This is a genomic window from Nostoc sp. KVJ20, assembly GCF_001712795.1.
In the GTDB taxonomy this organism is placed as follows: Bacteria; Cyanobacteriota; Cyanobacteriia; order Cyanobacteriales; family Nostocaceae; genus Nostoc.
Genome location: NZ_KV757821.1, coordinates 1 through 639, shown reverse-complemented (window position 1 = coordinate 639; position 639 = coordinate 1). Strand labels below are relative to the sequence as shown.

Below are 639 nucleotides of genomic sequence, written 5' to 3'. Positions count from 1 at the left end.
TTTCTCTAAGAATTTTGAGGAGCGTAGCTTGCTGCCAACTCTTGGAGACGTTGCGCGTAGCTTGCTTCCACGAAGTGGTACGGCATCGCTTTCTCTAAGAAATTTTGCTGGCTGTCAAAGAATAGTCACAACCTGTTATCGCTTTCAAAACTTGTTATTACAAATGTCTAACCAATAGATGCGGTATGGAGGCGTAGCTTGCCTCTACTAGCGCGGCTACAGAAGTTATGCCCTAAAATTTTAAATAGGCATAACCACTATAACTGCCATGACAGACCGCATCGACCAAATCATAGAGAAGCTTCAACAATTAAAGGAAATCAGGCAGCATCTGGTCAATGAACCAATGTCTGAATCTGGGGTCTGGATTCATCAGTATGAGGTACGCAAAAAATATAAAAAAGATGGTGAAATCTACTGGTATGTATACGCAAAATGGCAAGCTAATGAGCCAATTTTCAAGAGAAACCCAAAAGCTAGGCTAAAAGGGATTGTCAAGCGCGGCAAGAACCCAGAGTATACCTGTCACCAACACATAGGCAGGGTCAGCAGTAGCACAGGGCTAGGAACTGATTCAGAGGTCGCGATCGCATATCAAGAGTGGGAAAATCGCAAGCGGTTAGACGCGCTTGATAAAGC

1 protein-coding gene is annotated in these 639 nt (G+C 44.0%); it reads left to right on the top strand.

Translation table 11 applies throughout. The annotated features are described in order from the left end of the window. Nucleotides 1–268: 268 nt before the first annotated feature. Nucleotides 269–639, top strand: a 371-nt coding sequence (locus A4S05_RS37865; RefSeq protein ID WP_069074867.1) for a hypothetical protein, incomplete at its 3' end; no start/stop codon positions are given.